General features: G+C 69.0%; 19 protein-coding genes. 7 read left to right on the forward strand and 12 right to left on the reverse strand.

Going from position 1 to position 21993, the window contains the following annotated elements; translation table 11 throughout:
• Positions 1–15 precede the first annotated feature (15 nt).
• Entirely contained in the window at positions 16–915 is a 900-nt protein-coding gene (locus MIC98_RS10545; protein ID WP_239737130.1) for a LysR family transcriptional regulator, read from the reverse strand.
• A 97-nt stretch (positions 916–1012) separates the two neighbouring features.
• Between MIC98_RS10545 and MIC98_RS10550 the strand changes: the two genes are divergently transcribed.
• Together MIC98_RS10550 and dbpA are read left to right on the forward strand one after the other, a co-directional pair.
• On the forward strand, positions 1013–2068 hold the full coding sequence (locus tag MIC98_RS10550) for a YeiH family protein (protein WP_239737131.1): 1056 nt from the start codon (positions 1013–1015) through the stop codon (positions 2066–2068).
• Positions 2069–2162: 94 nt separating this feature from the next.
• Complete coding sequence (gene dbpA, locus MIC98_RS10555; protein ID WP_239737132.1) at positions 2163–3539, forward strand: ATP-dependent RNA helicase DbpA; 1377 nt, start codon at positions 2163–2165, stop codon at positions 3537–3539.
• Between the two features lie 108 nt (positions 3540–3647).
• Here dbpA and MIC98_RS10560 read toward each other — a convergent pair whose 3' ends face one another.
• The 3 genes from MIC98_RS10560 to MIC98_RS10570 all read right to left on the reverse strand — a co-directional run bounded on the left by MIC98_RS10560 (position 3648) and on the right by MIC98_RS10570 (position 6055).
• Positions 3648–4178 (reverse strand): adenine phosphoribosyltransferase, encoded by a 531-nt coding sequence (locus MIC98_RS10560; protein WP_239737133.1) that lies wholly within the window; start codon positions 4176–4178, stop codon positions 3648–3650.
• A 25-nt stretch (positions 4179–4203) separates the two neighbouring features.
• Positions 4204–5769, reverse strand: coding sequence for a YdiU family protein (locus tag MIC98_RS10565; RefSeq protein ID WP_239737134.1), 1566 nt, complete (start codon positions 5767–5769; stop codon positions 4204–4206).
• A 76-nt stretch (positions 5770–5845) separates the two neighbouring features.
• On the reverse strand, positions 5846–6055 hold the full coding sequence (locus MIC98_RS10570; RefSeq protein WP_057641337.1) for a cold-shock protein: 210 nt from the start codon (positions 6053–6055) through the stop codon (positions 5846–5848).
• 316 nt (positions 6056–6371) lie between these two features.
• Between MIC98_RS10570 and MIC98_RS10575 the strand changes: the two genes are divergently transcribed.
• The 4 genes from MIC98_RS10575 (at position 6372) to MIC98_RS10590 (ending at position 10868) form a co-directional block, all read left to right on the forward strand.
• Positions 6372–6845, forward strand: coding sequence for a YaiI/YqxD family protein (locus MIC98_RS10575; protein WP_239737135.1), 474 nt, complete (start codon positions 6372–6374; stop codon positions 6843–6845).
• 72 nt (positions 6846–6917) lie between these two features.
• Positions 6918–7466: a YaeQ family protein gene (locus tag MIC98_RS10580; RefSeq protein WP_239737136.1), complete on the forward strand. Its 549-nt coding sequence runs from the start codon at positions 6918–6920 to the stop codon at positions 7464–7466.
• A gap of 7 nt (positions 7467–7473) precedes the next feature.
• On the forward strand, positions 7474–8664 hold the full coding sequence (locus tag MIC98_RS10585) for an NAD(P)/FAD-dependent oxidoreductase (RefSeq protein WP_345772158.1): 1191 nt from the start codon (positions 7474–7476) through the stop codon (positions 8662–8664).
• A 128-nt stretch (positions 8665–8792) separates the two neighbouring features.
• Positions 8793–10868, forward strand: a complete 2076-nt coding sequence (locus MIC98_RS10590) for an EAL domain-containing protein (RefSeq protein ID WP_239737137.1) — start codon at positions 8793–8795, stop codon at positions 10866–10868.
• 146 nt (positions 10869–11014) lie between these two features.
• Here MIC98_RS10590 and fabV read toward each other — a convergent pair whose 3' ends face one another.
• The 7 genes from fabV to MIC98_RS10625 form a co-directional block, all read right to left on the reverse strand.
• The gene (gene fabV / locus MIC98_RS10595) at positions 11015–12277 is read right to left on the reverse strand and encodes an enoyl-ACP reductase FabV (protein WP_057641342.1); all 1263 of its coding nucleotides are present in this window, start codon (positions 12275–12277) and stop codon (positions 11015–11017) included.
• Positions 12278–12472: 195 nt separating this feature from the next.
• Positions 12473–13441 (reverse strand): protein translocase subunit SecF, encoded by a 969-nt coding sequence (secF, locus tag MIC98_RS10600; RefSeq protein ID WP_239737138.1) that lies wholly within the window; start codon positions 13439–13441, stop codon positions 12473–12475.
• 67 nt (positions 13442–13508) lie between these two features.
• Positions 13509–15353 (reverse strand): protein translocase subunit SecD, encoded by a 1845-nt coding sequence (gene secD / locus MIC98_RS10605; RefSeq protein ID WP_057641344.1) that lies wholly within the window; start codon positions 15351–15353, stop codon positions 13509–13511.
• Between the two features lie 59 nt (positions 15354–15412).
• Positions 15413–15742, reverse strand: a complete 330-nt coding sequence (yajC, locus tag MIC98_RS10610) for a preprotein translocase subunit YajC (RefSeq protein ID WP_057641355.1) — start codon at positions 15740–15742, stop codon at positions 15413–15415.
• A gap of 303 nt (positions 15743–16045) precedes the next feature.
• Positions 16046–17173 carry a tRNA guanosine(34) transglycosylase Tgt gene (gene tgt / locus MIC98_RS10615; RefSeq protein ID WP_057641345.1) on the reverse strand — a complete coding sequence of 376 codons (1128 nt, stop codon included), beginning with the start codon at positions 17171–17173 and terminating at the stop codon, positions 16046–16048.
• 53 nt (positions 17174–17226) lie between these two features.
• Entirely contained in the window at positions 17227–18321 is a 1095-nt protein-coding gene (gene queA, locus MIC98_RS10620) for a tRNA preQ1(34) S-adenosylmethionine ribosyltransferase-isomerase QueA (protein WP_239737139.1), read from the reverse strand.
• 97 nt (positions 18322–18418) lie between these two features.
• The gene (locus MIC98_RS10625; protein WP_239737140.1) at positions 18419–18850 is read right to left on the reverse strand and encodes an Lrp/AsnC family transcriptional regulator; all 432 of its coding nucleotides are present in this window, start codon (positions 18848–18850) and stop codon (positions 18419–18421) included.
• 118 nt (positions 18851–18968) lie between these two features.
• Here MIC98_RS10625 and MIC98_RS10630 point away from each other — a divergent pair, with 118 nt between their 5' ends.
• The gene (locus MIC98_RS10630) at positions 18969–20465 is read left to right on the forward strand and encodes an aminotransferase class III-fold pyridoxal phosphate-dependent enzyme (RefSeq protein ID WP_239737141.1); all 1497 of its coding nucleotides are present in this window, start codon (positions 18969–18971) and stop codon (positions 20463–20465) included.
• 60 nt (positions 20466–20525) lie between these two features.
• Here MIC98_RS10630 and MIC98_RS10635 read toward each other — a convergent pair whose 3' ends face one another.
• A complete protein-coding gene (locus tag MIC98_RS10635) occupies positions 20526–21980 on the reverse strand; it encodes an efflux transporter outer membrane subunit (RefSeq protein WP_239737142.1) in 1455 nt (484 codons plus the stop codon).
• Positions 21981–21993 lie beyond the last annotated feature (13 nt).

Here is a 21993-nt window from a genome sequence, read left to right on the forward strand (position 1 = left end):
GGACGTTACCCCGGCCTACGCAAGGACGTCCGGCGGCAATGCCAGCAACTGCCGCAGGCTGGCCGGCACCCGCTTGCCGGGGTGGCGCACCACCCACAGCTGACGCCGCAGCGGCGGCAATGGCGTGGCCAGCACGTGCAGCCTGCCGAGCGCGACGAGGTCGGCCACCGCATGCCGCGACAGGCAGGCCAGCCCCAGCCCGGCCACCGCGCCCTGCTTGATCGCCTCGGTGCCGCCCAGTTGCAGCACCTCAGCGAAGCCGTGCAGGTGCGGCAGCAAGGCCTGCTCGGCGGCCTCGCGGGTGCCGGAGCCGGGTTCGCGCAGCAACCAGCGTGCCCGTCGCAGCTGCGCCATGTCGACACCGGCGCGCAGTTCGGCCGCACGCCGGTGGCCCTCGCCGAACACGACCAGCAATTCGTCCTGCTGCCACGCCGCCACCTCCAGCCCCGGTGCGTGGCACGGGCCTTCGATCAGGCCGATGTCCACCTCCAGCCGCTGCACCGCAGCTACCACCTCGCGGGTGTTGCCGATCACCAGGTCGACCCGGGCCTGCGCGTTGCGCTGCTGCAGGCCGGCGATGCGCGCCGGCATCAGGTAATTGCCGATGGTGGTGCTGGCCCCCACCCGCCAATGCACCGGTGCGCGCAGTTCATCGGTGGTGCGGAAACGGCGCTCGATGTCGGCCATGCCGGCCAGCAGCGTGCGCGCCTCCGGCAGCAGCGCCTGCCCGTGGCCGTTGAGCACCAGCCGGCGGCCGATGCGGTCGAACAGTGCCAGCCCCAGCAGGTTTTCCAGTTCGCTCAGCGCGGCGCTTACCGCCGATTGCGACAGGCCGATGGCCTCGCCGGCCGCGGTGGTGGTGCCTGCCTCGGCAATGGCCGAGAAGATCTGCAATTGGCGCAGCGACAGGTACACGATTTACCCATTAAACAGATTGAATGCAGAAATATTATCCGTTTTACCAATAAAACAACCGGGATCAGCATGGGCCACCTTCTGATTACCCGTCGTCATGAACACTGTCACACAAGGGCTGGACCGCCCCGCATCGCCCCGCCTGCCCGGCCTGTTGCTGGCCGCCGCCATCGCCGGGCTGTCGGCCTGGCTGGGCAATCTGCCTCCGTTGCAGGCACATGGCATCGGCACGCTGACGCTGGCGATAGCGCTCGGCATCGCCGCCGGCAATGCCTTCCCTGACGCGCTCTCTTCCCGCGCCAGCGCAGGCGTGGACTTCGCCAAGGGCACCCTGCTGCGCGCCGGCATCGTCCTCTATGGCCTGCGCCTGACCTTGCAGGACGTCGCCCAGGTCGGCCTCCGCGGCGTGTTGGTCGACGCGCTGGTGCTGTGCTCGACGTTCGCCCTGGCATGCTGGCTGGGCTGCCGGGTACTGAAGCTGGAGCGCGGCACCGCCCTGCTGATCGGCGCCGGCAGCTCCATCTGCGGGGCCGCTGCGGTGATGGCGACCGCGCCGGTGGTCAAGGGCCGGGCCGAGCAGGTGGCCGTTGCCGTGGCCACCGTGGTGGTGTTCGGCACGCTGGCGATGTTCGCCTACCCGCTGCTGTACCGGTGGGGCGTGGGCGCCGGCTGGATGCCGCTGGACGAGGCCGGCTTCGGCGTGTTCACCGGCGCCACCGTGCACGAAGTGGCGCAGGTGGTGGCCGCCGGCCGGGCGATCGGCCCCCAGGCCGCCGGTGCCGCGGTGATCGCCAAGCTGGTGCGGGTGATGATGCTGGCGCCCTTCCTGCTGGGCCTGTCGCTGCTGCTGGCACGCGGGCGGAAGACGGTCGATGGCCCGCGTCCGGCAATCACCGTCCCGTGGTTTGCCTTCGGCTTCATCGGCATGGTCGCGTTCAACTCGCTGCGGTTGCTGCCGGCGCCGCTGGTCGAAGCGCTGGTCGGGCTGGACACCACGCTGCTGGCGATGGCGATGGCGGCGCTGGGCCTGACCACGCGGGCCTCGGCCCTGCGCCGCGCCGGCCCGCGGCCGATGCTGCTGGCGGCGCTGCTGTTCGCGTGGCTGCTGGGTGGCGGGATGCTGATCAACCTGGCCATCCACGCCCTCCCGTAGGAGCGACGCGAGTCGCGACCGGGCTTCCTCGGGAAAGCTCCATCGCGACTCGCGTCGCTCCTACATTCATCCGCGCCATCTGCGAAAATGCCGCATGACCGATTTCTCCACCCTGCCGCTGTCGCCGGCCCTCGCCCCCGGCATCGACGCGCTGGGCTACACCACCATGACCCCGGTGCAGGCGCGCAGCCTGCCGCCGATCCTGCAGGGCCGCGACGTGATCGCCCAGGCGCCCACCGGCAGCGGCAAGACCGCCGCCTTCGGCCTGGGCCTGCTCAACCGGCTCGACCCGGCCATGCTGCGCACGCAGGCGCTGGTGCTGTGCCCCACCCGCGAACTGGCCGACCAGGTCGGCAAGCAGCTGCGCAAGCTGGCCACCGGCATCCCCAACCTCAAGCTGCTGGTGCTCACCGGCGGCGTGCCGCTCGGCCCGCAGCTGGCCTCGCTGGAAGCGCACCACCCGCAGGTGGTGGTCGGCACCCCCGGCCGCGTGCAGGAACTGGCGCGCAAGCGCGCGCTCAACCTCGGCCAGGTGCGCTGCTTCGTGCTCGACGAGGCCGACCGCATGCTCGACATGGGTTTCGAGGAACCGATCCGCGAGATCGCCGGCCGTACCCATGCCGAACGCCAGAGCCTGTTGTTCTCGGCCACCTTCCCCGACGCCATCCGCGAGCTGGCGCGCGCGCTGCTGAAAACGCCGGAAGAAGTGACCATCGACGGCGATGCCGAGGCGCCGGCCATCCAGCAGTTGTTCTTCGAGGTCGAGCCGGCGCACCGGCAGAAGGCGCTGGCCGGGCTGCTGCTGAAGTTCACGCCCGAATCGGCGGTGGTGTTCTGCAATACCCGCAAGGACGTGGACGAGGTCGCCAACTCGCTGCGCCAGTTCGGCTTCTCGGCGTTGGCGCTGCACGGCGACATGGAACAACGCGACCGTGACGAGGTGCTGCTGCAGTTCTCCAACCGCAGCTGCAACGTGCTGGTCGCCAGCGACGTGGCCGCACGCGGGCTGGACGTGGAAGACCTCGCCGCGGTGGTCAATTACGAACTGCCCAACGATGCGGACAGCTACCGCCACCGCGTCGGCCGCACCGCCCGCGCCGGCCGCAGCGGGCTGGCGTTGAGCCTGGTCGCCGGCCGCGAGCGCCACCGCGCCGATGCGCTGGAAACCGAACAGGGCGGCGCGCTGAACTGGCAGAAGACGCCGCTGGCCACCGCGCGCCCGGCGCAGCTGCCGCAGGCGGCGATGACCACGCTGCGCATCGACGGCGGCAAGACCGACAAGCTGCGTGCCGGCGACATCCTCGGCGCGCTGACCGGCGACGCCGGGCTGTCGGGCAAGGCCATCGGCAAGATCGACATCTTCCCCACCCGCTCCTACGTCGCCATCGCCCGCGAGCAGGCCGGCAAGGCCGTGGCGCGGCTGGAAGCCGGCAAGATCAAGGGCAAGCGCTTCCGCGTGCGGAAGATGTAGAACGCGCCGGCCGTAGATGCGGGGCTTGCCCCGCATGGAGCCTTCCCGGTAAAGCCCCGTGCCGGGCATGCCCGGCACCTACGAAAAGCCGAAACCGCCGGCCCGCGCTCAATACACCAGCGTGGCCCGCAGCGGCAGGCCGTCGGGCCAGCGTCCACGGCCACCCAGCCCATCCAGTTCCACCAGCACCGCCGCGCCCAGCACCTCGGCTTCCAGCCGCTGCGCCAGCAACAGCGCCGCGGCCAGGGTGCCGCCGGTGGCCAGCACGTCATCGACCAGCAGCACCCGCGTCCCCGGCGCGACGGCCCCCGCGCAGACTTCGATGCGGTCGCTGCCATATTCCAGCGCGTACGCCTGCACCAGCGTGGCGCCGGGCAGCTTGCCCGGCTTGCGCAGCGGCACGAAGCCCGCGCCCAGTTCCAGTGCCAGCGCGGCGCCGAGGATGAAGCCGCGCGCCTCCACGCCCAGCACCGCCTGCACATTGGCGGCGCGCCAGGGTGCGGCCATCGCCGCGATTGCCGCGCGGAAGCCGGGGGCGTCGGCCAGCAGCGGCGTGATGTCCTTGAACAGGATGCCGGGCCTGGGGAAATCGGCCACGTCGCGGATCGCGCCAGCCCAGTCGGGATAGGTATCGGTCATGACGGCCATTGTGTCGCAAAGAGGATCAGGAGCTGCACGACAGCATCGAGCACCCGGCCCGTTCGCGCGCCCATTCCGGCCGGCGCTGGGCGAAGGCTTCGCGGCCGGGCTGCTCGTCGCAGGGATGGCGCAGCACGTCCAGCAGTTCGCCGATGCCGGCCACGTCGCCCTGCTCGGCACGGTCGATCGCCTGTTGCAGCAACCAGTTGCGCGGTACGTACTTCGGGTTGGCCGCCTGCATGGTGCGCCGGCGCCCGGCAGCGGGCAGTGCTTCATCGCGCACCCGCGCGGCGTGGCGCTGCAGCCAGTCGTGCAGCGCCGGCATCACCCGCGCGCGGCGTTCGGCGGAGTAGAACGCGCCTTCCAGCGCGGCGGCGTCGGGCCGGTCCGGATCGACGTCGGCCAGCGCCCGGAAGGCAAGGGTCATGTCCATCTCGCCGTCGTGCAGCAGTTGCAGGAACTGCGCCATCAATGCCTCGTCGCCCTCGCGGTATTCGCCGAGGCCGAGCTTGGCGAGCAGGTGCCGGCGCTCCTCCTCGGCGAAACGTGACTGGAACGCATCCAGCCCCGCCTGCAGCGGCGCCACCTCGTCGAACAGCGGCGACAGCGCCTGCGCCAGCCGCACCAGGTTCCAGTACGCCACCTGCATCTGCGTGCCGAAGCGATAGCGCCGGCCCTGTGCGTCGGTGGTGTTGGGCGTCCAGTCCGGGTCGTAGTCCTCCACCCAGCCGTAGGGGCCATAGTCCAGCGTCAGGCCGAGGACGGACATGTTGTCGGTGTTCATCACCCCGTGCACGAAGCCCACCCGCATCCACTGCGCGACCAGCGTCGCGGTACGCGTGCAGACCTCGGCGAACCAGTCGCCATCACGCGGCAAGCCGGGCGGCAGGTGCCGAAAAGCGGGGTCGAAATCGCGGTCGATGCAGAAATCCACCAGTTGCCGCAGCAAGCCGACATCGCCACGCGCGGCCGGCAGCTCGAAGCTGCCGAAGCGGATGAACGACGGCGCCACCCGGCACACCACCGCACCCGGCTCGGCGCGCGGATGGCCGTCGTAGAACATGTCGCGCACCACCGCCTCGCCGGTGCCGACCAGGCTCAGCGCGCGCGTGGTCGGCACGCCGAGGTGGTGCATGGCTTCCGAACACAGGAATTCGCGGATCGACGAACGCAGCACCGCGCGGCCATCGGCGCTGCGCGAATATGGCGTCGGCCCTGCGCCCTTGAGCTGCAGCTCCCAGCGCCGGCCATCGGCCAGCAACTCGCCCAATGAAATGGCGCGGCCATCGCCCAGCTGCCCGGCCCAATGGCCGAACTGGTGGCCGCCGTAATTGGCCGCCCACGGCTGCATGCCCGGATACAGTGCATTGCCACCGAACACCTCGGCGAACCCCGGCGCCTGCACGGTTGCCGCGTCGAAGCCCAGCAGCGCCGCCACTTCCGGCGAGTGCGCCAGCAGGCACGGCGCGGCCACCGGCATGGGTGATACCGACGACCACGCCGCCCCGGTCACCTCGCGGCGACGCGGGCCGGTTTCGGTATCGCCGGGCAGTTCACGGATGAAACGATTGTCGAATACGGGAGACATCATCGATGCGCGACGAACGAAAAACGCCGGAAGCTTGCGCTCCCGGCGTTCTGGCGACCTTGCGGTTGCGGGGGCTGGATTACAGCGCCTGCACCTGGTCGGCCTGCATGCCCTTCTGGCCCTGCACGGCGACGAAGGTCACCTTCTGGCCTTCCTGCAGCGACTTGAAGCCGTTGCCCTGGATGGCACGGAAGTGCACGAACAGGTCGGGGCCGCTTTCCGGGGTGATGAAACCGAAACCCTTGGCATCGTTGAACCACTTCACCGTGCCGGTCTGACGCTCAGACATTACGAACTCCTGGAACTATTGATTGAAAAAATCGCGGCCACCGGGATCGGGACCGAGACTGAGTTGCAGGCATTGGTAAAACGGAACGATGAGCGGATCGGTGAGATCAGCTGCATCAGGCCACGATTCACGGTGACCCTTGCAAGCACAGTGGGGCGAAAGATACGCGGCTTTCCGGCAAAAAGCGACAAATACCGCATTCAGCCGGTGCGACCAGCGCACGAAAACAAACAACTCCTTTACATTCAATCAGTTGAAACAAAAGCAAGAGGTTGCACATGCAGAATAAATACGCGCGCGCGCCGGGTTGCGCGCCATGACCCCGCATTCCCCCGCGCCCACGCCGCGGATATGGGTCGATGCCGACGCCTGCCCGGCCGCCATCCGCGACATCCTGTACCGCGCCGCCGAGCGCACCCGGACCGAGGTGGTGCTGGTCGCCAACCGCTGGCTGCAGACGCCGGCCTCGCGCTTCGTCCGCAGCCTGCAGGTGGGTGCCGGTGCGGACGCGGCCGACGACGCCATCGCCGAGCGGGTGGCCGCCGGCGACCTGGTCGTCACCCAGGACATTCCCCTCGCCGCCCGCGTGCTGGAAAAGGCGGCGGCCGCGATCGATCCGCGCGGCGTGCCGTTCGACCGCGACAGCATCGCCGAGCGCTTGTCGATGCGCGATTTCATGGCCGAGCTGCGCGGCGCCGGCATCCATACCGGCGGCCCGGCCAGCCTGCACCCGCGCGACCGCCAGGCCTTTGCCGCGCAACTGGACCGTTGGCTCGCCGCGCAGCGCTGAACACGCAATGCGACAACCGGCCCGCATGCCCGGCAAGGCTTATCATGGGCGGTCTTTTGCCCCGGTAACTTCATGGCCCTCACCGCCACCATCCGCAAGGCCGAGCTGCAGATCAGCGACATGGATCGCGGCTACTACGCCAACCACCACCTGACCCTGGCCCAGCACCCGTCCGAAACCGACGAGCGGCTGATGGTGCGGTTGCTCGCGTTCGCCCTGAACGCCGACGAGCGGCTGGAGTTCGGCCGCGGCCTGAGCACCGACGACGAACCGGACCTGTGGCAGCACGACTACACCTGCGACATCCTGCGCTGGATCGACCTCGGCCACCCGGACGAATCGCGTATCCGCAAGGCCTGCAACCGCAGCGCCCGCGTGCAGGTGGTCAACTACGGCGGCAACGCCTCCGACATCTGGTGGCAGAAGCAGGGCCGGCACCTTGAACGTTTCGGCAACCTGTCGGTGCTGGACCTGCCCGCCGGCTTCGTCGAGCTGTGGGGCGCGCAGATCCAGCGGGCGATGCGCTGGAGCGTGCTGGTCCAGGACGGCGAGGTGCAGTTGATCGCCGACCATATGCAGCTGGACGTGATCCCGGCCTGGCGCAAGCGCGCGGCGGAATAAGCGCGCAGTGGCCGGCGACCCGATCCGCTGCGACGTGCTGGTCATCGGCGCCGGTGCCGCCGGACTGATGTGCGCGCTCACCGCCGGCCAGCGCGGCCGCATCGTGCAGGTGATCGACCATGCCAACAAGCCGGGCAAGAAGATCCTGATGTCCGGTGGCGGCCGCTGCAATTTCACCAACACCGGCACGACCCCAGCCAACTTCCTTTCCGCCAACCCGCATTTCTGCAAGTCGGCGCTGGCCCGCTACGCCCCGGCCGACTTCATCGACATGGTCGAGCGGCACCGCATCGCGTACCACGAGAAGGAACTGGGCCAGCTGTTCTGCGACGTCTCGTCGAAGCTGATCGTCAGGATGCTGCTCGACGAATGCGCCGCCGCCGGCGCGCAGGTCCGCACCGATTGCGCGGTGGAAGGCATCGAGCGCGGCGCCGACGGCTTCCGCGTGCGTACCGGGCAGGGTCGGTTCCACTGCGCCTCGCTGGTCGTCGCCACCGGCGGCCTGTCGATCCCGAGCATGGGCGCCAGCGGCTTCGGCTACGAGGTCGCCCGCCAGTTCGGCCACGAGGTGCTGCCGACCCGCGCCGGGCTGGTGCCGCTCACCCTCAGCGGCAAGCACCAGCAACGTTTCTCCGACCTCAGCGGCGTGGCACTGCCGGTGGCGGCACGCTGCAACGGGCAGGACTTCCGCAACTTCATGCTGCTGACCCACCGCGGCATCAGCGGCCCGGCGATCCTGCAGGTTTCCTCGTACTGGCAACCCGGCGACGATCTGCGGCTGGACCTGCTGCCCGACCGCGACGCCGGCGACTGGCTGCGCACCATGAAGCGCGAGCGCGGCGCCTCGGAACTGCGCACGGTGCTGGCCGAGGCCATGCCCAAACGCATGGCGCAGCGCCTGTGCGAACACTGGCTGCCGGACCGGCCGCTGCGCCAGCTCGACGAGCGCCAGCTGCGCGACGCCGCGGCCCTGCTCGGCGATTTCCCGCTGGTGGCCAGCGGTACCGAGGGCTACCGCACCGCCGAAGTGACCCTGGGCGGGGTGGACACGGCCGCGATCTCGTCGTCGACGATGGAGTCGCGGCGGGTGCCCGGCCTGCATTTCATCGGCGAGGTGCTGGACGTGACCGGCTGGCTGGGCGGCTACAACTTCCAGTGGGCCTGGGCCAGCGGCCACGCCGCCGGGCAGGTGGCCTGAATGCGGCGGCCGGCAGCGCGCCCCGCCCGTACCCCGCCCCGCACACGACCGCTGTCACAGGCGGGCGATCCACGCATGGACGGCCATCGCGCCGTGTTGTATTAAACCCGGTCAAAGGGGAGTCCCGAATGCAGAACGGCAAAGAAATCACCCTGCGCCTGCTGATCATCGATGACAGCGCCGAAAGCGCCGAAGCCATCGCCAGCGCCTTGCGCAACAGCGGCATCGCCATCCGCCCATTCCGCCCGCAGACGCCGGCGGAACTGGTGCAGGTGCTGGCCGGGCAGGCCATCGACCTGGTGCTGTCGGCGCCGTCGCAGGTGATTCCGCAGGCGCTGCTGAGCCAGCAGATCGCCGCCAGCGGCAAGGACATCCCGGTGATCCTGCTGGCCGAGCACGTCGACGAACGGATGCTGGTGGAGTCCGGTGCCAACGGCATCCGCGCCATCGCCCTGCGCCAGCGCCCCGAGCACCTGCTGGCGGTGGTGCGCAATGAATGGACCGACCTGCAGGCGCGCCGCGGCCTGCGCCGGATTGAGGCGCAGATGCGCGAGACCGAGCGCCGCTGCGACGCGCTGATCGCCTCCTCGCGCGACCCCATCGCCTACATCCACGAAGGCATGCACATCCGCGCCAACGATGCCTATCTGGAAATGTTCGGCTACGCGTCGTTCGAGGACGTGGAAGGCATCTCGCTGCTGGACATGGTCGCGCCGCAGCACGTGGAGGACTTCAAGCAGTTGCTCAAGTCGCTGAGCAAGGGCGATGCGCCGCCGCCGCAGTACGAACTGCACGCCCGCAACCAGGAAGGCGACACCTTCCCGGCGACGATGGAATTCACCGCCGCCACCTACGAGGGCGAATCCTGCATCCAGGTGGTGTTCCGCCGCCGCGAGGAGTTCGACCCGGAGCTGGCGCGCGAGGTCGAGGCACTGCGCCAGCGCGACCAGGTCACCGGCCTGCTCAACCGCCCCACCTTCATGGTGCATCTGGAAAACGCGGTGGCCCAGGTCAGCCGCAGCGAGGGCCAGTACGGCTTCCTGCTGGTCGAACCGGACCACTACGCGCGGCTGCTGCCGACCATCGGCCTGGATTCGGCCGACGCGCTGATCGCCGCGCTGGGCCAGCACCTGGCCGCCGGCCTCGACCCGGGCGCCTCGATCGCACGCGTCGGCGAGCACAGCTTCGCCCTGCTGGTGCAGGGCGACTACCTGCACACGATGGGCGTGGCCGAAATGGTGCGCGAAGCCTTCGCCTCGCACGTGTTCACCGTCGGCGAGCACTCGGCCACCGTCACCGTCAGCATCGGCGGCGTGCAGGTCGGCGAGAAGATCGCCAGCGTCGGCCAGGTGCTGTCGCGCGCCAGCGACTGCATGCGCACCGCGGTCGAACTGGGCGGCAACACGGTCAAGGTGTTCGACCCTGGCGCCACCGACCGGCTGGAGGAAGAGCGCGTGCAGCGCTGGGTCACACTGATCCGCGAGGCGCTGGACGGCGAAGGCTTCCAGCTCGGCTTCCGCCCGGTCATCAACCTGATGGGCGAGCCGCTGCAGCTGTACGACACCACGCTGCAGCTGCTCAGCAACGACGAGCTGGTCGGCCAGGCCACCTTCCTGCCGATCGCCGAGGACCACGACCTGCTGGCGCCGATCAATCGCTGGATGGTCGGCCATGCACTCAAGGCGCTCGGCGAGCGCCAGCGTGCCGGCCACCGCACCCACCTGATGGTGCGCATCACACCGGAGTCGTTCTCCGACCCGCTGCTGCTGAAGGTGATCCGCGACGGCCTGCAGGCCGAGGGCGTGGCCGGCGAGCAGTTGTGGCTGCAGGTGTCCGAGGCGCGGGTGTTCACCCAGCTGCGCAATGCCCAGCAGTTCCTCGACGACGTCGCCGCGCTGGGCTGCAAGGTCGGGTTGGAGCAGTTCGGCTCGGGGCTGGATTCGTTCCAGTTGCTGAGCCACTTCAAGCCGGCCTTCCTCAAGCTGGACAGCAGCTTCACCGCCGACCCGGCGCAGGCCCGCGAACAGTTGCCCAAGACCCAGGAAATCACCGCGCGGGCGCAGGAAGAGAACATCCGCACCATCGCCGAGCACGTCGCCGATGCGGCGACGATGAGCCTGCTGTTCAATGCCGGCTTCGATTACGTGCAGGGCGATTTCGTCGGCCCCACCGGCCCGCGGATGGATTTCGAGTTCAACGCGTAAAGCAGTGTCGGCCAACGGCCGGCACCCACCGCAGCTGCGTAGATGCGGGGCTTGCCCCGCATTGGGGCTTTACCGACGGTCTGTGCCGGGCAAGCCCGGCACCTACGAAGATGTGGAAAGGCCGGCTTGCGCCGGCCTTTCGTGCTTCAGGTCAGGTCGACGAGGTTGTCGATCTTCACGTCCGGGTCGACGTCGGCGTCATAGTCCACGCCGTCCACGCCGAAACCGAACAGGCGCAGGAAATCAGCCTTGTAGCCGGCCAGGTCGCTGATCTGGTACAGGTTCTCGTTGGTCACCTGCGGCCACAGCTCGACCACCCTGCCCTGCACTTCCGGCGCCATTTCCTTGTAGTCGGCGCGCAGGCGGCCTTCCTCGTCGACCAGCGCGACGCCGCGGCCCTTTCCATCCACCCGTTCGCGGCGGATGTGGTCGGCGGCATTGGCGCCGCCCTGCGGGCCGTTGTAGAGGATGTCGTACAGCGTATCGAGCTGCTCGATGCAGCCCTCGTGGGTGCCCTCTTCCTTCATCACCTTGAACAGCAGCGACAGGTACAGCGGCATGGTCGGGATCGCCGAGCTGGCCTGCGTCACCACCGCCTTGAGCACCGACACGCGTGCGTCGCCGCCGATGCCCTGCAGCTTGCCGCGGATGGCCTTGACCTTGTCGTCCAGGTCCTTCTTGGCCGCGCCGATCGAACCGTTCCAGTAGATCGCCTGGGTGATCTCCTCGCCGACGTAGGTGAAGGCGGTGGTGGTCGCGCCCGGCGCCAGCACGCCGGCTTCCAGCAGCGCGTCGATCCACATCTGCCAGTCCTCGCCGCCCATCACCTGCACGGTGCCGGCGATTTCCTCGTCGGTGGCCGGCTGCAGCGTGGTTTCGGTCAGCACTTCCTTGTCGGTGTCCAGCCCGCGCAGGGTGATCGGCGCGCCGATCGGCTTGAGCGTGGAGCTGATGATCTCGCCGGTCCTGGGGTGCTTGCGGCGCGGCGCGGCCAGGCTGTAGACCACCTGGTCGACCTGGCCGAGGTCGGCCTTGATGATCTCGATGACCCTGGCCTTCACTTCGTCGGAGAACGCATCGCCGTTGACGCTGCGCGCGTACAGGCCGGCCGCGTGCGCGTGCTTCTCGAACGCGGCCGAGTTGTACCAGCCCGCCGTGCCCGGCTTGCTCTCGGTGCCGGGACGCTCGAAGAACACGCCCAGCGTGGCCGCGTCGCTGCCGAAGGCAGCCTTGATGCGCGCGGCCAGCCCGTAGCCGGTGGACGCGCCGATCACCAGCACCTTCTTCGGGCCATGCGCCAGCTTCGGCTGCGCCTTGATGTAGTCGATCTGTTCCTTGACCGCCGCCTCGCAGCCGGTCGGGTGGGTGGTGACGCAGATGAAGCCGCGCACACGCGGTTTGATGACCATGAAAACCTCGGATGGATGCGAAAAACCGGCGGCGCGATGCAATGGCCGGGCGCCGAACCGGAAGGATCGTAGTGTGCGCCCGCAGTGAACACAACCGACGCCCCCGCATGGATTCGCGCGTGGTGGCGGGCACGAAGACAAAAAGAAAGAGCCGCGTCATGCGCGGCTCTTCCGGGGCTGGGCGGGGTCGCCCGGTTACGGGCGGCGCGCCAGTTCCTCGACGTCGCGGGCCTTGGGCATCAGGTCCTGCTTGGACACCGCGAACTTCCCGATGCTCAGCATCGGCACGGCGACGATGACCGAGGACACCACCACGATGACCGCGCCGATCATGTGGGTTTCGGCCAGCCCTTCCATCGATTCGCCGCCGTACATGTACAGCGCCAGCGCCGACAGGAAGAACATCACCGCGGTGATGATGGTGCGCGACAGGGTCTGGTTGATCGAGCGGTTCAGCACTTCCAGCGGTTCCACCCGCAGGCTGCGGAAGTTCTCGCGGACGCGGTCGAACACCACGATGATGTCGTTGATGGCGAAGCCCATCACCGACAGCATGCCGGCCAGCACGGTCAGGTCGAACTCGCGGCCGAGCAGCGACATGTAGGCCACGGTCAGGATCAGGTCGAAGAACGCGGTGATGCTGGCCACCACCGCGAACTTCCATTCGAAGCGCGCGGCGATGTAGATCAGGAAGCCGACCAGCATGAACAGCGTGGCGTAGACGCCGTTCATCGCCAGGTCCCTGCCGACCTGCGGGCCGACGAACTCGCCCGGCTGCACCGTGGCCGGGTTGGCCTCGCTGGTCACCGCGGCGCGCACCTTCTCGGCCACCTTCTGCGCCGCATCGGCGGCGTTGTTGTGCTCGGCATCGGGCGGCAGGCGGACCATCATGTCGTTGCCGCCGCCCACGCTCTGCACCTGCACGTTCTCGAAGCCGGCCGCGGCCAGGCGTTCGCGCACGCTGTCGGCGTCGATGCTGTTCTGGAAGTGGGTGCGCACCACGGTGCCACCGGTGAACTCCAGCGCGTAGTTGAAGCCCTTGAAGCCGATGATGCCGATGGACAGCACCAGCAGGACCACCATCAGCACCAGCACCGGCTTGCGGTGGCGCATGAAGTCGATGGTGGTGTCGTTCGGGATGAGGTGAAGCGGGAACAGTTTCATGCAAGGGTTTTCCCTGGAAAACCCGCACCCGAAGGCGCGGGCTTTTGCAAAAGGATTCGCGTCGGAATCAGATGGCCACGGAGGTCAGCTTCTTGCGGCGGCCGTAGAGCAGCACCGCCAGCGCACGCGACACGGTGATCGCGGTGAACATCGAGGCGAAGATGCCGATGATCATGGTCAGCGCGAAGCCCTTCAGCGGGCCGGTGCCGAACGCGTACAGCGCCACGCCGACGATCAGGCCGGTGAGGTTGGCGTCGAGGATGGTGTGCGAGGCCTTCTCGTAGCCGGCGGCGATGGCCGCCTTGGCCGGCATGCCGGCGCGCAGCTCTTCGCGGATGCGTTCGTTGATAAGCACGTTGGCGTCCACCGACAGGCCCACCGACAACGCCAGGCCGGCGAAGCCCGGCAGGGTCATCGTCGCGCCGAACAGCGACATCACCGACACCACGATCAGCAGGTTGAACAGCAGCGCCACCGAGGTGATCGCGCCGAACACGCGGTAGTAGACGGTGAAGAACAGCAGCGTGAACACGAACGAGAACACCACCGCCTTGACGCCGCGGGCCACGTTCTCCGCGCCCAGGCTCGGGCCGATCACGTATTCCTCGACGAAGTCCATCGGCGCGGCCAGCGAACCGGCGCGCAGCAGCTTGGCCAGGTTCTCGGCCTCGGTCTTCTCCAGGCCGGTGGTCTGGAAGTTCTTGCCGAACACGCCGTTGATGTTGGCCACGGAGATGACTTCCTCCTTGACCCGGAAGCTGCGCACTTCCTTGCCGTCGACCATCGTCACCTGCGGGATGCGCTCGGTGTAGACCACCGCCATCGGCTTGTTCACGTTGCCGCTGGTGAAGTCGAACATGCGCTGGCCGCCGACGCTGTTGAGGGTGACGCTCACCGCCGGCATGCCGTTCTGGTCGGTGGCCGCATCGGCCTTGACCATCTGGTCGCCGGTGACGATGGTGCGCTTGTTCAGCAGCACCGGGCGGCCGCTGCGGTCGCGGTACAGCTTGGCTTCCGGCGGGATGCGGCCGGTGGCCAACGCGTCCTGCGCGTTGCCATCGACCACGGCGCGGTATTCCAGCGTGGCGGTGGCGCCGATCATGCGCTTGGCCTCGGCAGTGTCCTGCACGCCCGGCAGTTCGACCACGATGCGGTCCTCGCCCTGGCGCTGGATGATCGGCTCGGCCACGCCCAGCTCGTTGACGCGGTTGCGCAGCGTGCTCAGGTTCTGCTCGATGGCGCCTGAGGCGATCTGCAGCATCTCCGCCTGCGGCACGCTGACCGTGAGCCGCTCGCCGCTGCCCGAATAGGTCAGGGTCGGCTGCGCCTTGGCCAGCGCCACGCGCGCCTTGTCGGCGTCGGCGGCGTTGGACAGCACCACCTGGATGTCGCTCTCGCCACGGCGCTCGACCGAGCGGTAGCCGATGCGGCCGTCGCGCAGGGTGGTGCGGATGTCCTCGGCGAAGGCGTCGAAACGCTTGTCCACCGCGGCCTTCTTGTCCACCTGCAGGGCGAAGTGCACGCCGCCGACCAGGTCCAGACCCAGCACCATCGGCTTGCCGCCCACCCTGGCCAGCCAGTCCGGCACGGTCGAGGCCAGGTTCAGCGCCACGGTGTAGTTCTCGCCGGCCTTCTCGCGCAACGCGTCGTTGGCGCGGGTCTGGGCCTCGAGCGATGGCAGGCGGACGATGAGGTTGTTCTCGCCCTCCATCTCCACCGACTTGGGGGCGACCCCTGCTTCGTCCAGCACCGAGACGATGTGCTGCTTGAACGCGTCGTCGATCTGGCCGCCGCGGTTGGCGGTGATCTGCACGGAGGGATCCTTCTGGTAGACGTTGGGCAGCGCATACAGGGCGCTGACCGCCAGAATGATCAGAATCAGGAAGTACTTCCAGCGTGGAAATTCGAGCATTGCGGGATCCTGCGTGACGCCGCGCCGGCGTCACGTGGTGGCGGACGGAAATGGCGGGTTCAGGCGGCGGATTTCAGCGTGCCCTTGGGCAGCACGTTGCCGATGGCGCCCTTCTGCACGCGGATTTGCACGTTGTCGGCCACCTCGACGGTGATGAAGTTTTCGCCGATGTGGGTGACCACGCCGGCGATGCCGCCGTTGGTCAGCACTTCGTCGCCCTTGTTGATCTTCTCCAGCATCGCCTTGTGTTCCTTCTGGCGCTTCATCTGCGGGCGGATCATCACGAAATACATGACCGCGATCAGGACGATCGGCAGCAGGAAGGTACCCATGCCCGGGGCGGCCGGAGCGGCCTGGGCGACGGGAAGCAGGATTGCCATCGGGTTCATCATGTGTCCTTGGGAGTTGGGCGGCGCCGGCCATGGCCGGCGCCGCGAAACGGATTCAAGCGGGGAAGTATGCCATAGGGGCGGGAGGGGCCGATTGCAAGGCTTTGCCGCCAACGGCCTGAGGTCGGGGCCCTCTCCCCCGGGAGAGGATTTGGATGAGGATACGGGCGAACCCTCGCCGGCCGAACGCACGGGGCATTGCCCGCTCCCTACGCCGGCAAACACATGCCCCACGTAGGTCGGGGCTACCGCCCCGGCGCTCCCGGCGAATCCGACATGGCGCGTCGGGGGCGTAGCCCCGACCTACGCCGGGGCGGTCGCGCCGCGCGCCGCATAGAAGGACTCGCGGAAGGCCCCGAAGGTTCCCGCCTCGATGGCCGCGCGCATGTCGGCCATCAGCTTCTCGTAGTAATACAGGTTGTGCAGGGTGCCGAGCATCGGCGCCAGCATCTCGTTGCAGCGGTCCAGGTGGCGCAGGTAGGAGCGGGTGTAGCCACTGCTGCAGGCGTGACAGCCGCAGCCCGGTTCGATCGGGTCCATGTCGCGCTCGTAGCGGGCATTGCGGATGCGCACGGTGCCGAAGGAGGTGAAGTAATGGCCGTTGCGGGCGTTGCGGGTGGGCATCACGCAGTCGAACATGTCCACGCCGCGGGCCACGCCTTCGACCAGGTCCTCGGGGCGGCCCACGCCCATCAGGTAGCGCGGGCGGTCGGCCGGCAGGATCGGGTGCATGTGCTCGAGCATGGCGTTGCGCTCGTGCTCCGGCTCGCCCACCGCCAGCCCGCCGATGGCGTAGCCGTCGAAGCCGATCTGCTGCAAACCCTCGGCCGAGCGGCTGCGCAGGTCGGTGTGCACCCCGCCCTGGACGATGCCGAACAGTGCCGCGTCGTTGCCCAGCGCGTCGTGCGCGTCGCGCGAGCGCTGCGCCCAGCGCAGGCTCAGTTCCATCGACCTGCGCGCCACGTCCTCGGTGGCCGGGTACGGCGTGCATTCGTCGAAGATCATCACGACGTCCGAATCGAGCACCTTCTGGATCTTCATGCTCTCCTCCGGGCCGAGGAACACCCGCGCGCCGTCGGTCGGCGAGGCGAAGGTGACGCCCTGCTCGGTGATCTTGCGGCGGTGCGCCAGCGAGAACACCTGGAAGCCGCCGGAGTCGGTCAGGATCGGCCCATTCCAGCGGCAGAAGCCGTGCAGGCCGCCGTGGTCGGCGATCACGTCCAGCCCCGGGCGCAGGTACAGGTGGAAGGTGTTGCCGAGGATGATCTCGGCGCCGAGCGCGCGGACCTGTTCGGGCAGCACGCCCTTGACCGAACCGTAGGTGCCCACCGGCATGAACGCCGGGGTCTGCACGGTGCCGCGCGGGAAGGACAGCTGGCCGCGGCGGGCGTTGCCGTCGGTGGTCTGGAGGGTGAACTGCAGTCGGGACATGAGGAAAGCCGGGAACCGGGAACGGAGGGAAAGGAATGGGAGCGGAAGGCAGCTCAGGAATGGATTGGAGCGTCCGTCGGCGCGCCGGTCCTTTCCCTGCTCCACAGCAGCATCGCGTCACCGTAGCTGAAGAAGCGGTAACGCTCGGCGATGGCGTGGGCATAGGCCTCGAACACCCGCTCCCTGCCGGCGAAGGCGGAGATCATCATCAACAGGGTGCTTTCCGGCAGGTGGAAGTTGGTGACCATCGCATCGACGCTGCGGATGCGGTAGCCGGGGGTGATGAAGATCTGGGTTTCGCCGGCATACGGGTGCAGTTCGCCGTCGCGCATTGCACTCTCCAGCGCCCTTACCACGGTGGTGCCGACGCCGATCACGCGGCCGCCGGCGGCGCGGGTGCGGCGCACCTGCTGTACCAGTTCGGCACCGACGTTGAGCCATTCGCGGTGCATCACGTGCTGCGAGAGGTCGTCCACCCGCACCGGCTGGAAGGTGCCGGCGCCCACGTGCAGGGTGATGTGGCCGAACTGCACGCCGCGCCCGCGCAGCCGTTCCAGCAGCGGCTCGTCGAAGTGCAGCCCCGCGGTGGGTGCGGCCACGGCGCCCACCTGCCGCGCGAACACGGTCTGGTAGCGCTCGCGGTCGTCGGCGCCGGGCTCGCGCTGGATGTACGGCGGCAGCGGCAACCGGCCGGCATGCACCAGCCACGATTCCAGCGGCTCGGGGATGTCGAAGCGCAGCAGGTAGAACTCGCCGTCGCGCCCCAACACCTCCACCTCGCCGCCGGCATCCAGGGCAATGCGGCTGCCCGGTTTGGGCGACTTGCTGGCCCCGACCTGCGCGCGCGCCTGCTGGCCGCCGAGCAGGCGCTCGATCAGGATCTCGACCCGGCCGCCGCTGGCCTTCTGCCCGAACAGCCGCGCCGGAATCACCCGGGTGTCGTTGAACACCAGCAGGTCGCCGGGTTGCAGCAGGTCCGGCAGGTCGCGCACGTGGCGGTCGGCGAACGCGGCAGGCGCCGGCGGCACCAGCAGCAGGCGGCTGGCCGAACGCTCGGGCAGCGGCGCCTGCGCGATCAGTTCGGCGGGCAGGTCGTAGTTGAAATCGGACTTCTTCAAGGCCGGGGCATCGGGCGGGGAGCCGGACATTGTACCGGCAGCCCACCGGATGCCCGTAGATGCGGGGCTTGCCCCGCATGAAGCTTCACCGGCGGAGTCCCATGCGGGGCAAGCCCCGCATCTACGGTCAACGCTCGAACTTGGTCGAAAGGATGATCGCGCTGGTGGTGCGCTCGACCCCGTCGATGGCGCCGATGGCGTCGGTGGCCACGTCCATCTCCCCCACCCCGCCGACCACCACCATCGCGATCAGGTCGTGGTTGCCGCTGACCGAGTGCAGCGAGCGCACCTCCGGGATCTCGCGCAGCGCCTTGACCACCGCCGGCATCTTCTTTGGCAGCACGGTGACCAGCACGTGCGCGCGCACCTGCCCCTGCTCGTAGTCCTCATGGGTACGCACGGTGTAGCCGGCGATCACGCCCTGCTGCTCCAGCCGGTCGATGCGGCTCTGCACCGTGGTGCGCGACAGTCCCAGCCGCCGTGCGATCTGCGCGGTGGAGGCGCGGGCGTCCTCGCGCAGCACGGAAAGCAGGCGTTCGTCGGCGGGGGAAATCTTCATATCGCGAGGCGAATTCGTCGTTTCGACGAAATTACCCGGATTTTCGACCAAATGACAGCTGCCATGTGACCAGAATCTCCAGATAATGCCTATACGAAAACATTCTGGAGAGATGAGCATGACCGTACTCGGCCCCCTCGCCCCGCTTCGCGCGCATGCCGGCGCCCGCCTGACCCAAGGCCTGGACGATGCCGCCATCGAGCGCCTGGCCGCTGCCCATCCCGACCTGCCGCGCGCCATCGAGGCCGCCGCCACCGAATACGCCCGCATCAGGGACGAGGCCGCCGACCTGCTGGACCTGGACGAGAAGGACCAGATCACGGCGATGCAGTCCGGCTTCGTCAACTTCTATGCCGACGACGCGGTGGTGCCCTACGTCGCCCTGGCCGCCCGCGGCCCGTGGGTGGTCTCGCTCAAGGGCGCGGTGCTGTACGACGCCGGCGGCTACGGCATGCTCGGCTTCGGCCATACCCCGGCCGAAGTGCTGGACGCGGCCGGCAAGCCGCAGGTGATGGCCAACATCATGACCCCGAGCCTGTCGCAGCGCCGCTTCGTGCAGGCGCTGCGCAAGGAGATCGGCCACAGCCGCGGCGGCTGCCCGTTCTCGCATTTCATGTGCCTGAACTCCGGTTCCGAGGCCGTGGGCCTGGCCGCGCGCATCGCCGACATCAACGCCAAGTCCCAGACCGAACCGGGCGCGGCGCATGCCGGCGCCGCGATCAAGCGCGTGGTCATCAAGGGCAGCTTCCACGGCCGCACCGACCGCCCGGCGCTGTATTCGGACTCGACCCGCAAGACCTACGACCGCTACCTGGCCAGCTACCGCGGCGAGGACAGCGTCATCGCCATCCCGCCCTACGACGAGGCGGCGCTGCGCAAGGTGTTCGACGACGCCCGCGCCAACCACTGGTTCATCGAGGCGGTGTTCCTGGAGCCGGTGATGGGCGAAGGCGACCCCGGCCGCGCGGTGCCGGCCGGCTTCTACAGGCTGGCGCGCGAACTGACCCGCGCCCACGGCAGCCTGCTGCTGATCGATTCGATCCAGGCCGCGCTGCGCGCCCACGGCACGCTGTCGTTCGTCGATTACCCCGGCTACGAAACGCTGGACCCGCCGGACATGGAGACCTACTCCAAGGCGCTGAACGGCGCGCAGTTCCCGCTGTCGGTACTGGCCGTCACCGAACACGCCGCCAACCTGTACCGCAAGGGCGTGTACGGCAACACCATGACCAGCAACCCGCGCGCATTGGACGTGGCCTGCGCCACCCTGGCCCAGCTGACGCCGCAGGTGCGCGCCAACATCCGCCTGCGCGGCGAACAGGCGATGCAGAAGCTGGAAGCGCTGAAGGCGAAGCTCGGCGGCCTGATCACCAAGGCGCAGGGCACCGGCCTGCTGTTCTCCTGCGAGCTGGCCCCGCAGTTCAAGTGCTACGGCGCCGGTTCCACCGAGGAATGGCTGCGCATGCACGGCGTCAACGTGATCCACGGCGGCGAGAATTCGCTGCGCTTCACCCCGCACTTCGGCATGGACGAGGAAGAGCTGGACCTGCTGGTGGAGATGGTCGGCCGGGCGCTGGTCGAAGGCCCGCGCCGCGAGCAGGCCGACGCGGCCTGACCGCAGGCAGCAACGATGAAACGAAGAGGCGGCCATCGGCCGCCTCTTTCGTCGGGGCGATCAACGCACGCTGGCGACGGTTTCTTCCGGGCCGCGCTGGCCCCAGCCGCCAAGCGCCTTGTAGACCGCGACCACGCTGACGTTCACCGACGCCTCGGCCGCCGCCAGCGCATCGTCGGCGGCCAGCTGGCTGCGTTGCGCGTCCAGCAGCGCCAGGAAATCCTCCGACCCCTCGCGGTAGCGCACCTGCGCCAGCGATTCGGCGCGGCGCGCGGCCTGCGCCTGCTCGGCGACGATGGCCAGCCGCGACTGCTCCCTGGCGCAGCGCGCCAGCGCGTTCTCGGTGTCTTCCAACGCCAGCAGCACCGCCTTCTCGTACTCGGCGGCCGCGCCATCGGCCTGCGCCTTGCTGGCGCGCAGCCGCGCACGCACGCTGCCGAAGTCGAACGCGGCCCAGCTGATCGACGGCGTCAGCGACCACGCCTTGTTGCCGCCGTTGACCAACCCGTCGGCATCGCCGCCGAGGAAGCCGAGGAAACCGTCGAGGCGGATGCGCGGGAACAGGTCGGCGGTGGCGACGCCGACCCGCGCGGTGGCCGCGGCCAGCCGGCGCTCGGCGGCGCGCACGTCGGCGCGCTGGCGCAGCAGGCCGGTGGTGTCGCCCAACGGCAGCGCCTTGGCGAAGGCCGGCACCTCGCGTGGTTGCAGCAGTTCGTCCAACGCGCCCGGGCGCTGGCCCAGCAGCACCGCCAGCCGGTGCCGTGCCTGTACCTCGGCCACTTCCAGCAACGGGATGCCGGCCTCGATCGCCTTCAACTGCGCGCGGCTGCTCTGCACGTCCAGCTCGCTGCCGGCGCCCAGTTCGCGGCGCGTCTCGGTGAGCCGCTGGGTGTCGTGCAGGTTGGCCAGCGTCTGCCGCGCCACCGCGATGCGCTTCTGGGTGCCGCGCAGTTCGAAGTAGTTGCGCGCGACCTCGGCGGCGATGGTGACCTGCACGTCGGCGAGGTTGTCGCGCTCGGCACCCAGCTCGGCGCGCGCGGCCTCGGCGGCGCGGCGTTGGCGGCCGAACAGGTCCAGCTCCCAGCCGGCGTCGAAGCCGAGCTGGTAGCTCTCACCGAAGGTGCGCTCGCCGCCGCGTGCCGGGTCCGGCTGTTTGCGGCGGTCCTGGCTGCCAATGGCGGTCACGTGCGGCGCCTGCTCCAGCCGCTGTTCGCTGAAGACCGCACGTGCCATGCGCACCCGCGCCAGCGCGATGCGCAGGTCCAGGTTGTCGGCCAGCGCACCATGCACCAGTTGCGCCAGCACCGGGTCGTCGAACTGCGACCACCAGCTGACCAGCGAGGTGGCGGTGCTGAAGGCCGGATCGGCAAGGCCCTGCAACTGCACCGGCGGCTGCGGCGGCGCGTGGTAGTCGGGGCCGACGCTGGCACAACCGGCCAGCAGCACGCCAGCCATGGCCGCCGCCAGCATCCGCGGCACCCGGCGACGGGGCGCGCTCTTTTCGTGGAGGTTCATCCGTATTGCCTCG

Source organism: Stenotrophomonas sp. NLF4-10, from assembly GCF_022359915.1.
GTDB lineage: Bacteria > Pseudomonadota > Gammaproteobacteria > Xanthomonadales > Xanthomonadaceae > Stenotrophomonas > Stenotrophomonas daejeonensis.